Genomic DNA, 1,044 nt, shown 5'->3' on the forward strand with positions numbered 1-1,044 from the left:
AGACGTGCTCCATTTCGACCTTGAATTGGCCCTGGGCGCATCAACCGACTGCACGCTTTCCTTCGAGGATTTCATCGCCGAGGAGGACCGGGTGGTCATTGATATCGCGGCTGGCGGAACCGGGCCCATCACCGTCACCGTGGACGAGGCCAACAATCAGCTCAGCGCCGATTTCGGCCCCAACGCAGTAGGCCGCCCCTGCACTCTGACCCTCATCGGCGTGACCGATGTCGAAAGTATCGAGGTCGTCTTTATCTGATCGGATTGCACAAAAATGCGGCGCGGGAGGATGTTTCTCCCGCGCCGCTGATGGACGTCCTTGACTTCAACGCGATGTCCGTGTGAGCCTTTGCCCACGCTCGGCATCTCCTCCGCATCCAAGGACACGCCATGACCAAGAAAAAGCTTCCCATCGGGATTCAGACCTTTCGCACAATCCGCGAAGACAACTGCTACTATGTGGACAAAACCGGCTTCGCCTGCCGTTTGGTCGAGGAAGGCTCACACTATTTCCTGTCCCGTCCCCGGCGTTTCGGCAAAAGCCTTTTCCTGGATACGCTCAAGGAATTGTTCGAAGGTAATCGAGACCTGTTCACCGGCCTCGAGGCGGAAACGCGCTGGGACTGGCGCGTACGCCACCCGGTGCTGCGTTTTAGTTTCGCGGGCGGAGTATTGGGCTCGGTGCGCGATGTCCAGTCAAGTTTGGCCTTTCAATTAGCAGGATACGAAACGCTGTGGGATATCCCGATTCCGGATACAGAAATCCGTAACCGCTTCCGCGAACTTATACATGTCGCCTCGCAGACCACGGGCCAGCGCGTGGTCATCTTGGTTGACGAATACGACAAGCCCATTCTAGACCGCATTGAAGACAAAGAGGAAGCTCTGGCCATCCGCGAGGTGCTCAAGGATTTCTATTCCATTATCAAGGACAATGACGCCCATGTCCGCTTCGCCTTTCTGACCGGGGTCTCCAAATTCAGCAAGGCCGGCATCTTCTCGGGCCTGAACAACCTCAACGACATTACCGTGGACGCCCGGTAC

At 56.9% G+C, this 1,044-nt stretch carries 1 protein-coding gene; it reads left to right on the forward strand.

Annotated elements, in window-relative coordinates:
* Window positions 1-390: 390 nt before the first annotated feature.
* A partial coding sequence (locus EOL86_15605; GenBank protein NCD26996.1) for a hypothetical protein occupies window positions 391-1,044 on the forward strand: 654 nt, incomplete at its 3' end.

It is taken from the genome of Deltaproteobacteria bacterium (assembly GCA_009930495.1).
Lineage (GTDB): Bacteria > Desulfobacterota > Desulfovibrionia > Desulfovibrionales > Desulfomicrobiaceae > Desulfomicrobium.